This is a genomic window from Salmonella sp. SJTUF14076 (genome assembly GCF_015534835.1).
Classification (GTDB): domain Bacteria; phylum Pseudomonadota; class Gammaproteobacteria; order Enterobacterales; family Enterobacteriaceae; genus Salmonella; species Salmonella enterica.
In genome coordinates, this window is the sequence record NZ_CP064674.1 from 3,219,901 (window position 1) to 3,231,632 (window position 11,732).

At 53.7% G+C, this 11,732-nt stretch carries 9 protein-coding genes and 7 tRNA genes; 15 read left to right on the plus strand and 1 reads right to left on the minus strand.

What is annotated here, in order from left to right:
* The first annotated feature begins 37 nt into the window (after positions 1-37).
* From nagA to HU143_RS15755, 11 genes are all read left to right on the plus strand, one after another.
* On the plus strand, positions 38-1,192 hold the full coding sequence (nagA, locus tag HU143_RS15705) for an N-acetylglucosamine-6-phosphate deacetylase (protein ID WP_023245076.1): 1,155 nt from the start codon (positions 38-40) through the stop codon (positions 1,190-1,192).
* Between the two features lie 4 nt (positions 1,193-1,196).
* On the plus strand, positions 1,197-2,417 hold the full coding sequence (nagC, locus tag HU143_RS15710) for a DNA-binding transcriptional regulator NagC (protein WP_000187578.1): 1,221 nt from the start codon (positions 1,197-1,199) through the stop codon (positions 2,415-2,417).
* Between the two features lie 46 nt (positions 2,418-2,463).
* Positions 2,464-3,216: a ribonucleotide monophosphatase NagD gene (gene nagD, locus HU143_RS15715; protein ID WP_000153143.1), complete on the plus strand. Its 753-nt coding sequence runs from the start codon at positions 2,464-2,466 to the stop codon at positions 3,214-3,216.
* Between the two features lie 289 nt (positions 3,217-3,505).
* On the plus strand, positions 3,506-5,170 hold the full coding sequence (asnB, locus tag HU143_RS15720) for an asparagine synthase B (RefSeq protein ID WP_000337034.1): 1,665 nt from the start codon (positions 3,506-3,508) through the stop codon (positions 5,168-5,170).
* Positions 5,171-5,391: 221 nt separating this feature from the next.
* Positions 5,392-5,468, plus strand: a tRNA-Met gene (locus HU143_RS15725).
* A gap of 8 nt (positions 5,469-5,476) precedes the next feature.
* A tRNA-Leu gene (locus HU143_RS15730) sits at positions 5,477-5,561 on the plus strand.
* Positions 5,562-5,584: 23 nt separating this feature from the next.
* Positions 5,585-5,659 (plus strand) — tRNA-Gln (locus HU143_RS15735).
* Between the two features lie 35 nt (positions 5,660-5,694).
* Positions 5,695-5,769, plus strand: a tRNA-Gln gene (locus tag HU143_RS15740).
* Positions 5,770-5,784: 15 nt separating this feature from the next.
* Positions 5,785-5,861, plus strand: a tRNA-Met gene (locus tag HU143_RS15745).
* A gap of 46 nt (positions 5,862-5,907) precedes the next feature.
* Positions 5,908-5,982 (plus strand) — tRNA-Gln (locus HU143_RS15750).
* 43 nt (positions 5,983-6,025) lie between these two features.
* A tRNA-Gln gene (locus HU143_RS15755) sits at positions 6,026-6,100 on the plus strand.
* Between the two features lie 130 nt (positions 6,101-6,230).
* Here the strand turns inward: HU143_RS15755 and ubiF are convergent.
* Positions 6,231-7,406: a 3-demethoxyubiquinol 3-hydroxylase gene (ubiF, locus tag HU143_RS15760; RefSeq protein ID WP_023227402.1), complete on the minus strand. Its 1,176-nt coding sequence runs from the start codon at positions 7,404-7,406 to the stop codon at positions 6,231-6,233.
* A gap of 143 nt (positions 7,407-7,549) precedes the next feature.
* On the opposite strand from ubiF, the gene miaB reads away from it, so the two are divergent.
* From miaB to corC, 4 genes are all read left to right on the plus strand, one after another.
* Positions 7,550-8,974 (plus strand): tRNA (N6-isopentenyl adenosine(37)-C2)-methylthiotransferase MiaB, encoded by a 1,425-nt coding sequence (miaB, locus tag HU143_RS15765; RefSeq protein ID WP_001519200.1) that lies wholly within the window; start codon positions 7,550-7,552, stop codon positions 8,972-8,974.
* Between the two features lie 204 nt (positions 8,975-9,178).
* Positions 9,179-10,225 carry a PhoH family protein gene (locus HU143_RS15770; RefSeq protein ID WP_001018045.1) on the plus strand — a complete coding sequence of 349 codons (1,047 nt, stop codon included), beginning with the start codon at positions 9,179-9,181 and terminating at the stop codon, positions 10,223-10,225.
* Positions 10,222-10,695 carry an rRNA maturation RNase YbeY gene (gene ybeY / locus HU143_RS15775; RefSeq protein WP_000084477.1) on the plus strand — a complete coding sequence of 158 codons (474 nt, stop codon included), beginning with the start codon at positions 10,222-10,224 and terminating at the stop codon, positions 10,693-10,695. The genes HU143_RS15770 and ybeY overlap by 4 nt, the downstream gene beginning before the upstream one ends.
* A gap of 157 nt (positions 10,696-10,852) precedes the next feature.
* Positions 10,853-11,731 carry a CNNM family magnesium/cobalt transport protein CorC gene (gene corC / locus HU143_RS15780; protein ID WP_001278615.1) on the plus strand — a complete coding sequence of 293 codons (879 nt, stop codon included), beginning with the start codon at positions 10,853-10,855 and terminating at the stop codon, positions 11,729-11,731.
* Position 11,732: the final 1 nt, after the last annotated feature.

An 11,732-nucleotide genomic window follows, 5' to 3' on the forward strand; every position in this document is an offset into this window, starting at 1 on the left:
AATGCGGGGCGGTAAATTTTTGATATCGGGGGTCAGAATGTATGCTTTAACCCAGGGCCGGATCTTTACCGGTCACGAAATTCTTGATGACCATGCGCTTGTTGTCGCTAATGGCCTGATTGACCGCGTTTGTCCGATGGCCGAACTGCCGCCGGGAATAGAACAACGCTCATTGAATGGGGCCATTCTCTCCCCCGGTTTTATTGATGTGCAGCTAAACGGCTGCGGCGGCGTGCAGTTTAACGATACCGCAGAAGCCGTCAGCGTTGAAACGCTGGAAATTATGCAGAAAGCCAATGAAAAATCGGGCTGTACTAACTTTCTGCCAACGCTTATCACTACCAGCGATGAATTGATGAAACAGGGCATTCGCGTCATGCGCGAATACCTGGAAAAACATCCGCACCAGGCGCTGGGTCTCCACCTGGAAGGCCCCTGGCTTAATCTGGTAAAAAAAGGCACCCATAATCCTGATTTCGTGCGTAAACCAGACGCTGCGCTGGTCGATTTCTTATGCGATAATGCCGACGTCATCACCAAAGTCACTCTCGCGCCGGAAATGGTGCCTGCTGACGTAATCGCTAAACTGGCGAATGCGGGCATTGTGGTTTCCGCAGGTCACTCCAACGCGACGTTAAAAGAGGCAAAAGCGGGCTTCCGCGCCGGGATTACCTTTGCGACTCACCTGTTTAACGCGATGCCGTACATTACAGGGCGTGAGCCGGGCCTTGCTGGCGCTGTTCTGGACGAAGCGGATATTTATTGCGGCATTATCGCCGATGGTCTGCATGTCGACTACGCCAACATTCGCAATGCCAAACGCCTGAAAGGCGACAAACTTTGTCTGGTGACAGACGCCACCGCACCGGCGGGGGCCAATATTGAGCAGTTCATTTTCGCAGGTAAAACAATATACTACCGCAATGGACTGTGTGTGGATGAAAACGGTACGTTGAGCGGTTCGTCCTTAACCATGATTGAAGGCGTACGCAACCTGGTCGCGCATTGCGGCATCGCGCTGGATGAAGTGCTGCGCATGGCAACGCTCTATCCGGCTCGCGCTATCGGCGTTGATAAACATCTCGGTAGCATTGCGCCGGGTAAAGTCGCCAACCTGACCGCGTTCACCCACGATTTTAAAATTATCAAGACCATCGTTAATGGTGACGAGGTCGTTGACTTGAGTAAGTGAGAATATGACACCAGGCGGACAAGCTCAGATAGGTAACGTTGATCTCGTAAAACAGCTTAACAGCGCGGCCGTTTACCGCCTGATTGACCAGCATGGTCCTATCTCGCGCATACAAATTGCCGAGCAAAGCCAGCTTGCCCCCGCCAGCGTAACGAAAATTACGCGTCAACTCATTGAACGCGGGCTGATCAAAGAAGTCGATCAGCAGGCCTCTACCGGAGGCCGCCGCGCTATCTCTATCGTCACGGAAACCCGTAACTTCCACGCCATTGGCGTTCGCCTGGGCCGTCATGACACCACTTTAACGCTCTACGATCTGAGCAGTAAAGTGGTCGCTGAGGAGCATTATCCGCTACCGGAGCGCACCCAGGAGACGCTGGAACATGCGCTGCTCAACACCATCGCCGTCTTTATTGATAGCTGTCAGCGTAAAATTCGTGAATTGATCGCTATCTCGGTGATCCTGCCAGGGCTTGTCGATCCGGAAAGCGGCGTGATTCGTTACATGCCGCACATTCAGGTTGAAAACTGGGGACTGGTCGAAGCGCTGGAAAAACGGTTTCACGTTACCTGTTTCGTGGGACACGATATCCGTAGCCTGGCGCTGGCGGAACACTACTTCGGCGCCAGTCAGGATTGCGAGGACTCGATTCTGGTGCGCGTCCATCGTGGTACAGGCGCCGGGATTATCTCCAACGGGCGCATCTTCATTGGCCGTAACGGCAACGTCGGCGAAATTGGGCATATTCAGGTGGAGCCGTTGGGCGAGCGCTGCCACTGCGGTAATTTCGGCTGTCTGGAAACCATTGCCGCCAATGCGGCGATTGAACAACGGGTGCTGAATTTGCTTAAACAAGGGTATCAAAGCCGTGTTCCGCTTGACGACTGCACGATTAAAACCATCTGTAAGGCGGCAAACCGGGGCGACAGCCTGGCCTCGGAAGTCATTGAGCATGTTGGCCGCCATTTGGGCAAAACGATCGCCATTGCTATCAACCTGTTTAATCCGCAAAAAATCGTCATTGCCGGCGAGATCATTGAAGCCGATAAAGTCCTGTTGCCCGCTATCGAAAGCTGTATCAATACGCAGGCGTTAAAGGCATTTCGCAAAAATTTGCCGGTGGTACGCTCCACGCTGGATCACCGTTCTGCTATCGGCGCATTTGCCTTAGTTAAACGCGCCATGCTCAACGGAACATTGCTGCAACGTTTGCTGGAAAGTTGATGCGCTCTTATAGTATCGGATTATTCACAAATTCCCTGGGTAGTTCATGACCATCAAGAATGTAATCTGCGATATCGACGGCGTGCTGATGCACGACAACGTAGCCGTACCCGGTGCGGCGGAATTTCTGACGGGGATTCTGGAAAAAGGTCTGCCGCTGGTGCTGCTGACCAATTACCCGTCGCAAACCGGCCAGGATCTGGCGAACCGTTTTGCTACCGCTGGCGTTAACGTGCCGGACAGCGTGTTTTATACGTCAGCAATGGCGACAGCCGATTTTCTGCGCCGTCAGGAAGGTAAGAAAGCGTATGTCGTGGGCGAAGGCGCGCTTATTCACGAGCTCTATAAAGCGGGTTTTACCATTACCGATGTGAACCCTGATTTTGTCATCGTTGGAGAGACCCGCTCCTACAACTGGGACATGATGCATAAAGCGGCATTTTTCGTCGCCAATGGCGCGCGCTTTATCGCCACCAACCCGGATACCCACGGTCGCGGCTTTTATCCGGCCTGCGGCGCGCTGTGCGCAGGCATTGAAAAAATTTCCGGCCGGAAGCCGTTTTATGTCGGCAAACCCAGCCCGTGGATCATCCGCGCGGCGTTAAACAAAATGCAGGCGCACTCGGAAGAGACCGTTATCGTCGGCGACAACCTGCGCACCGACATTCTGGCGGGGTTCCAGGCCGGTCTGGAGACCATTCTGGTGCTTTCAGGCGTATCAACAATCAATGATATTGACAGTATGCCGTTCCGCCCAAGCTGGATTTACCCTTCCGTCGCTGAGATCGACGTTATCTAAACCTGTCCCCTGCCTGATGACGCATAGCTTTCAGGCCTACGGTTCGAACAACATTGTAGGTCTGATAAGCGAAACGCCATCAGGAAAAACATAATTCAATTAATCCACGATAAAACTGAAGATCCATCAATAAATCCGCGCAATATGTAATCATTTTTCACTAATCAACAATGACGATTGCATTTTTCATTTTTCAGACCGTAATCCCCTTGCGCCTTCCACGCCTTTGCGGCATTTTTTAGTCAAGCAAACACAAAAAGTACGACGCAACAGATTAACGGAGAAGGCTATGTGTTCTATTTTCGGCGTATTCGATATCAAAACAGATGCAGCGGAACTGCGTAAAAAAGCCCTTGAGCTGTCACGCCTGATGCGCCATCGCGGCCCGGACTGGTCCGGCATCTATGCTTGCGATAACGCGATTCTCGCACATGAACGCTTGTCGATTGTTGATGTTAACGCCGGCGCCCAGCCCCTGTATAACGCCAGGAAAACCCACGTGCTGGCGGTGAACGGTGAAATTTATAACCATCAGACGTTACGCGCGGAGTATGGCGATCGTTACGCGTTCCAGACAGGCTCCGACTGCGAAGTTATCCTCGCGCTGTATCAGGAAAAAGGGCCGGATTTCCTTGACGATTTACAGGGGATGTTCGCCTTCGCCCTGTATGACAGCGAAAAAGACGCTTATCTGATTGGTCGTGACCATATCGGTATTATTCCGCTCTATATGGGCTATGACGAATTCGGCAACTTCTACGTAGCGTCAGAAATGAAAGCGCTGACCCCGGTCTGCCGCACCATTAAAGAATTTCCGGCGGGCAGCTACCTGTGGAGCAAAGACGGCGAAATTCGTCAGTACTATCAGCGCGACTGGTTCGATTACGATGCGGTAAAAGACAACGTCACCGACAAAAACGCGCTGCGCCAGGCGCTGGAAGAATCCGTGAAAAGCCACCTGATGTCCGACGTGCCCTATGGCGTGCTGCTCTCCGGCGGTCTGGACTCGTCGGTTATTTCGGCAATCACCAAAAAATTCGCCGCCCGTCGCGTCGAAGATCAGGAGCGCTCCGAAGCCTGGTGGCCACAGTTGCACTCTTTTGCGGTCGGTCTGGAAGGTTCGCCTGACCTGAAGGCGGCCCAGGAAGTGGCTAACCACCTCGGCACCGTGCACCATGAAATTCACTTCACCGTGCAGGAAGGCCTTGATGCCATTCGTGATGTTATCTATCACATTGAAACCTATGACGTGACCACTATCCGCGCCTCAACGCCGATGTATCTGATGTCGCGTAAGATCAAAGCGATGGGCATCAAAATGGTGCTCTCCGGCGAAGGTTCCGATGAGGTGTTTGGCGGCTACCTGTACTTCCATAAAGCGCCGAACGCCAAAGAGTTACATGAAGAGACGGTCCGTAAGCTACAGGCGCTGCATATGTATGACTGCGCCCGCGCCAACAAAGCGATGTCCGCCTGGGGCGTGGAAGCGCGCGTACCGTTCCTGGATAAAAAATTCCTCGACGTGGCGATGCGTATCAACCCACAGGATAAAATGTGCGGTAACGGCAAGATGGAAAAACACGTGCTGCGCGAGTGCTTCGAGTCTTATCTGCCAGCAAGCGTCGCGTGGCGTCAGAAAGAGCAATTCTCTGACGGCGTAGGTTACAGCTGGATTGATACGCTGAAAGAGGTGGCGGCGAAACAGATTTCCGATCAACAACTGGAAACCGCCCGCTTCCGCTTTCCATACAACACGCCATCGTCTAAAGAGGCGTACTTGTACCGGGAAATTTTTGAAGAATTGTTCCCGGTGCCGAGCGCGGCGGAATGCGTACCCGGCGGCCCGTCCGTGGCCTGTTCTTCCGCCAAAGCCATTGAGTGGGATGAAGCATTCAAAACGATGGATGACCCGTCAGGCCGCGCGGTCGGCGTGCATCAGTCGGCGTACCAGTAAATTAACGATGACGAAAGAGCCCCTAGGGGCTCTTTTTTTATAGCAACCCACTTTCGGAAAAACGATTAATAACCAATAATTGCCGAATATTGCGCCACGCTGTTCGCAACCTAACCAAACAGACACTTTCCGACGTTTTTCGATGAAAAAGAGGTTGACGCTTCAAGGCTCAATACGCATAATGCGCCCCGCAACGCCGATAAGGTAACGCGAAAAAAGATGGCTACGTAGCTCAGTTGGTTAGAGCACATCACTCATAATGATGGGGTCACAGGTTCGAATCCCGTCGTAGCCACCATCTTTTTTGCGGGAGTGGCGAAATTGGTAGACGCACCAGATTTAGGTTCTGGCGCCGCAAGGTGTGCGAGTTCAAGTCTCGCCTCCCGCACCATTCACCGATAAGCGTTGTACGGATGGGGTATCGCCAAGCGGTAAGGCACCGGTTTTTGATACCGGCATTCCCTGGTTCGAATCCAGGTACCCCAGCCATATTTCTTCGAGTTTGCGGTTCACCGCGACGGTATTGGGGTATCGCCAAGCGGTAAGGCACCGGTTTTTGATACCGGCATTCCCTGGTTCGAATCCAGGTACCCCAGCCATCGAAGAAATCATCTGGCTACGTAGCTCAGTTGGTTAGAGCACATCACTCATAATGATGGGGTCACAGGTTCGAATCCCGTCGTAGCCACCATATTCAGAACACGTCGAGGTATTCGACCGGTTCGAAAATAATTTGTTGGGGTATCGCCAAGCGGTAAGGCACCGGATTCTGATTCCGGCATTCCGAGGTTCGAATCCTCGTACCCCAGCCAGTTTTAAAGACGCTCTGCTAATGAGCGCAAGAAGTACGACAATTGGGGTATCGCCAAGCGGTAAGGCACCGGATTCTGATTCCGGCATTCCGAGGTTCGAATCCTCGTACCCCAGCCACCTTTAAAAAGCTCGCTTCGGCGAGCTTTTTGCTTTTCTGGCAATTCGGACTGCCTGATGGCGCTACGCTTATCAGGCCTACGGGCGAATACAGGCCGGGTAAGGTATCCGCCACCCGGCATAACACAAACTACAACCCCAACGCATACTTCAGCGCCTGACGTTTTAGCACGCCTGCGCGCTGCGCCGCCATCAGCCCCATATTGCGTAAAATACGCAGCGGCGGCAGTTCATTGCTGAACCCGGCATAGAACAGATCCATTCCACTTTGCATCATAAAATTATCTGCCATGCGCCGCGTCTGATAGCGTTTCAACACCGAATGGCTGGCCCAGGACTCGCCATAGCTACGGGCACTCGCCAGCACATCAATCAACGCATCAACATCCCGATACCCCAGGTTGACGCCCTGCCCGGCCAGCGGATGAATGGTATGCGCCGCGTCGCCTACCAGCGCCAGCCCCGGTTGTACATACTGCAACGCGTGACGACGGGTTAGCGGAAACGCGCCCGCCGCGACAGGCATCACCGCCCCCAGACGCGCCGGAAAGTGCTGGTTAATTTCCACCTGCAATTGCGTCATCGATAAACTTTGTAGCTGGCGAATACGTGCCGGAGCGTCATACCACACCAGCGACGCCCAATCGTCGAACAGCGGCAAAAAGGCGCGCGGCCCCGTTGGCGTAAACTGCTGCCAGGTGCTGTCGCCTGGCGCATTTTCACACTTGACGGTGATAAGCATACACGACTGCGCATATTGCCAGGCATGAATGCCAATTCCCGCCATTTGCCGAACCTGCGAATTCGCGCCGTCGGCGCCAATCACTAACTTCGGCGTTACCCATTCGCCGTCGGCCAGTTCCAGCGCATAACCATCGCGGCGGCGGTGCAATGCCGCCAGTGAAGCCGGAACGCGCAGCGTCACGCCGGGGTGCGCTTCCAGCGCCTGCCACAGCGCCTGTTGCAGGACGTTGTTCTCTACCATATAGCCTAACAGCGGCAGCTTGAGTTCAGCGGCGTCGAACACCACATGGGCGTTTTCCCACTCCCAGGTCTCCAGTCGCCGATAAGGATGGCTACGCATCCCCTGCACCGCCTCCCAAACGCCCAGCCCCTTGAGCAGCGCCACGGATGCCGCGCTAATGGCCGAAATCCGCACGTCAGGCTGGCTGTCAGCCACAAACGGCGCAGGCGCGGCATGTTCTATTACCATCACCGTAAACCCTTGCTGCGCCAGACCCAGCGCCAGCGCGCCGCCGACCATTCCCCCGCCGACAATGGCAATTTCCGTTGGTTGATTTGTCATGGTCATTCATCCTGTTACGTTTTAGACAAGTTTACAGGATTTTTTACCCATTAGGGCTGACGTCAGTCATACTGGTCACAACCGCGCCAAAGCATTACACTATGCGCCCTGCTTTTCAGCCACTATTTCGCAAGAGCAAGTCGATGACTAAAAAACTCCATATTAAAACCTGGGGCTGTCAGATGAACGAGTACGATTCATCGAAGATGGCCGATCTGCTGGACGCCACCCACGGCTATCAACTGACCGACGTGGCGGAAGAGGCGGATGTGCTGCTGTTGAATACCTGCTCAATCCGCGAGAAGGCTCAGGAAAAAGTCTTCCATCAATTAGGTCGCTGGAGACTGTTAAAAGAGAAAAATCCCGATCTGATTATCGGCGTCGGCGGCTGCGTGGCTTCCCAGGAAGGCGAGCACATTCGTCAACGCGCCCATTACGTCGACATTATTTTTGGCCCGCAAACCTTACACCGCCTGCCGGAGATGATTAACTCCGTGCGTGGCGACCGCAGCCCGGTGGTCGATATCAGCTTCCCGGAAATCGAGAAGTTCGACCGTTTGCCGGAACCGCGCGCAGAAGGCCCGACCGCGTTTGTTTCTATCATGGAAGGCTGCAATAAATATTGTACTTACTGCGTGGTACCGTATACCCGCGGTGAAGAAGTCAGCCGTCCCTCAGACGATATCCTGTTCGAAATCGCCCAGTTAGCGGCGCAGGGCGTGCGTGAGGTCAACCTGCTGGGCCAGAACGTTAACGCCTGGCGCGGAGAAAACTACGACGGCACCACCGGCACCTTTGCCGATCTGCTGCGTCTGGTTGCCGCCATCGACGGCATTGACCGTATTCGCTTTACCACCAGCCATCCGATTGAGTTCACCGACGATATTATCGAGGTGTACCGCGATACGCCGGAGCTGGTCAGTTTCCTGCATCTGCCGGTACAGAGCGGTTCCGATCGCGTGTTGAATCTGATGGGGCGCACCCACACTGCGCTGGAATATAAAGCAATCATCCGTAAACTGCGCGCGGCGCGGCCGGACATTCAGATAAGCTCTGACTTTATCGTCGGTTTCCCAGGCGAAACTACCGATGATTTCGAAAAAACCATGAAGCTTATCGCTGACGTCAACTTTGATATGAGCTACAGCTTTATCTTCTCTGCGCGTCCGGGAACGCCGGCTGCCGATATGGTTGATGACGTACCGGAAGAAGAGAAAAAGCAGCGTCTGTATATTCTGCAAGAGCGTATCAATCAGCAGGCGATGGCATGGAGCCGCCGTATGCTCGGCACGACACAGCGCATTCTGGTGGAAGGCACGTCACGTAAAAACATTATGGAACTGTCTGGCCGTACCGAAAACAATCGGGTGGTGAACTTTGAAGGCACGCCGGAGATGATTGGTAAGTTTGTCGATGTGGAAATTACTGACGTCTATCCGAACTCCCTGCGCGGAAAAGTGGTGCGTACCGAAGATGAAATGGGGCTGCGCGTCGCCGAAACGCCGGAGTCCGTCATTGCCCGTACCCGCAAAGAAAATGAGCTGGGCGTAGGATTCTACCAGCCTTAATCCTGCAGGAAAGGCAATAATGCCCGATGGTGCTACACCTGTCGGGCTTCCTGGTCATGGCCTGTCGCCCGACGGGCCTTGCAATTTTCTCTCTTCATCCCCATCTTCATTGCAATGCTTGCGCCTTTTCCCTATGGCGTGAATAATTTCCTTAGATGCCGGTAAATGTTCAGCGTCCGGCGATACAGACACAAGAGGAACAGTTTGAATATAGACACTCGCGAAATTACCCTTGAGCCTGCAGACAACGCCCGTCTGTTGAGCCTTTGCGGGCCGTTTGATGACAATATTAAACAGCTCGAACGTCGTCTCGGTATTGAAATCAACCGCCGTGACAATCACTTTAAACTGACCGGTCGTCCGATTTGCGTGACCGCGGCGACAGATATTTTGCGAAGTCTGTATGTCGATACCGCACCGATGCGCGGCCAGACTCAGGATATCGAACCGGAACAAATTCATCTGGCGATCAAAGAAGCGCGGGTGCTGGAACAGAGCGCGGAAAGCGTGCCTGACTATGGCAAAGCGATCAATATCAAAACCAAGCGCGGCGTGATTAAACCGCGTACCCCGAACCAGGCGCAGTACATCGCCAATATTCTCGATCATGATATTACCTTTGGCGTCGGCCCGGCGGGTACCGGTAAAACGTATCTTGCGGTCGCCGCTGCGGTAGACGCCCTGGAGCGCCAGGAGATTCGCCGTATTCTGCTGACCCGTCCGGCGGTGGAAGCGGGCGAAAAACTCGGCTTTCTGCCAGGCGATTTAAGTCAGAAGGTGGACCCGTACCTGCGTCCGCTGTATGACGCGCTGTTCGAAATGCTCGGCTTTGAAAAAGTCGAGAAGCTGATTGAGCGCAATGTGATTGAAGTCGCGCCGCTGGCCTATATGCGCGGACGCACATTAAACGACGCCTTTATCATTCTGGATGAAAGCCAGAACACCACTATCGAACAGATGAAGATGTTCCTGACGCGTATCGGCTTTAACTCGAAAGCGGTGATCACCGGCGACGTGACGCAGATTGACCTGCCACGCAACACCAAATCCGGCTTGCGTCATGCCATTGAAGTGCTGGCGGAAGTCGATGAAATCAGCTTTAACTTCTTCCACAGCGAAGACGTGGTGCGCCATCCGGTCGTTGCCCGCATTGTGAACGCCTATGAAGCCTGGGAAGAGGCAGAACAAAAACGCAAAGCGGCGTTGGCGGCGGAGCGTAAGCGTGAAGCCCAGGAGCAGGAACAGAAATGAGCCAGGTGATCCTCGATTTACAGTTGGCCTGTGAAAACCACGCGGGCCTGCCGGATGAAGCTCAGTTTCAACGCTGGCTGGACGGCGTTATTCCGCAGTTTCAGGAAGAGGCGGAAGTCACAATCCGTCTGGTGGATGAGGCCGAAAGCCACGACCTTAATTTGACGTACCGCGGGAAAGATAAACCCACTAATGTTCTCTCCTTCCCGTTTGAAGCGCCCCCCGGCATTGAAATGCCGCTACTGGGCGATCTGATTATTTGCCGTCAGGTCGTGGAGCAGGAAGCGCAGGAACAGAGCAAGCCGCTGGAGGCGCACTGGGCGCACATGGTCGTGCACGGTAGCCTGCATTTGCTGGGTTACGATCATATCGACGATGACGAAGCGGAAGAGATGGAGTCTCTCGAAACGGAGATTATGCTTGCTATGGGCTATGAGGATCCGTACATTGCCGAGAAGATTGCAGAATAGTAGCTTGCCGGATGGCGGCGCTTGCGCCTTATCCGGCCTACATTCATGCCTTTTGTAGTCCTGATAAGCGTAGCGTCATCAGGCAAAACATGCCGTCACAGCTGAGTATACGCATGACGAGCTTTGTATTAACTAACATGAGAACCCATACGACGCCATGAGCGACGACAATTCACACAGTAGTGACACAGTAAACAGTAAAAAGGGATTTTTTTCCCTGCTACTCAGCCAGCTTTTCCACGGTGAACCTAAAAACCGTGATGAGTTGCTGGCGCTGATCCGTGATTCCGGGCAGAACGAGCTTATCGATGAAGATACGCGCGATATGCTCGAAGGCGTAATGGACATCGCCGACCAGCGCGTTCGCGATATTATGATCCCGCGCTCCCAGATGATTACCCTGAAACGCAACCAGACGCTGGACGAATGTCTCGATGTTATCATCGAGTCCGCCCACTCGCGTTTTCCGGTGATCAGCGAAGATAAAGATCACATTGAAGGGATTCTGATGGCCAAAGATTTGCTGCCGTTTATGCGCAGCGATGCCGAAGCCTTCAGCATGGACAAAGTGTTACGCACCGCGGTTGTCGTACCGGAAAGCAAACGGGTTGACCGTATGCTCAAGGAATTCCGCTCCCAGCGCTACCATATGGCCATCGTTATCGATGAGTTTGGCGGCGTTTCCGGCCTTGTGACTATCGAAGACATCCTCGAACTGATTGTCGGTGAAATTGAAGATGAGTATGACGAAGAAGACGATATCGACTTCCGTCAGCTTAGCCGCCATACCTGGACGATTCGCGCGCTGGCGTCGATTGAAGACTTCAATGACGCTTTCGGCACCCACTTCAGCGATGAAGAGGTCGATACCATCGGCGGGCTGGTGATGCAGGCGTTCGGCCATTTACCGGCCCGCGGCGAAACCATTGACATTGATGGTTACCAGTTCAAAGTGGCGATGGCCGATAGTCGTCGTATTATTCAGGTGCATGTCAGGATCCCGGATGACTCGCCCCAGCCAAAACTGGACGAATAAC

Excerpts from the sequence above, each read along its gene's own strand:
- nagA (WP_023245076.1), top strand. The coding sequence starts at position 38 with ATGTATGCTTTAACCCAGGGCCGGATCTTTACCGGTCACGAAATTCTT.
- nagC (WP_000187578.1), top strand. The coding sequence starts at position 1,197 with ATGACACCAGGCGGACAAGCTCAGATAGGTAACGTTGATCTCGTAAAA.
- nagD (WP_000153143.1), top strand. The coding sequence starts at position 2,464 with ATGACCATCAAGAATGTAATCTGCGATATCGACGGCGTGCTGATGCAC.
- asnB (WP_000337034.1), top strand. The coding sequence starts at position 3,506 with ATGTGTTCTATTTTCGGCGTATTCGATATCAAAACAGATGCAGCGGAA.
- ubiF (WP_023227402.1), bottom strand. The coding sequence starts at position 7,406 with ATGACAAATCAACCAACGGAAATTGCCATTGTCGGCGGGGGAATGGTC.
- miaB (WP_001519200.1), top strand. The coding sequence starts at position 7,550 with ATGACTAAAAAACTCCATATTAAAACCTGGGGCTGTCAGATGAACGAG.
- ybeY (WP_000084477.1), top strand. The coding sequence starts at position 10,222 with ATGAGCCAGGTGATCCTCGATTTACAGTTGGCCTGTGAAAACCACGCG.
- corC (WP_001278615.1), top strand. The coding sequence starts at position 10,853 with ATGAGCGACGACAATTCACACAGTAGTGACACAGTAAACAGTAAAAAG.